The sequence below is a fragment of the Hallella faecis genome (assembly GCF_018789675.1).
Lineage (GTDB): Bacteria > Bacteroidota > Bacteroidia > Bacteroidales > Bacteroidaceae > Prevotella > Prevotella faecis.
Genome location: NZ_JAHKBE010000190.1, coordinates 1 through 267, shown reverse-complemented (window position 1 = coordinate 267; position 267 = coordinate 1). Strand labels below are relative to the sequence as shown.

1 protein-coding gene is annotated in these 267 nt (G+C 43.8%); it reads left to right on the top strand.

Translation table 11 applies throughout. The features are described 5' to 3' along the window. Positions 1 to 267, top strand: a 267-nt coding sequence (locus KM934_RS13070) for a transposase (protein WP_215761066.1), incomplete at both ends; no start/stop codon positions are given.

Below are 267 nucleotides of genomic sequence, written 5' to 3'. Positions count from 1 at the left end.
TTGAGGACACGCTCTCAAAACTTGAGGGCAAACGTGTTGGACTGGTCCGCATGGATAGCGGTTTCTTTGCAAAGGAAATACTTGACTATCTGGAAATGAAAGGGTTACACTATATCATTGCCTGCCGTTTCAATAATCGCATAAAGTACAGTCTTACCCATGAACGCAAATGGATAGAGTTGACAGACGGATTGGAAATATCCGAAACCATCTATCAGGCAAATGGTTGGGAGAAGCCTAGACGCATTGTGATGGTCAGGCAAGAAA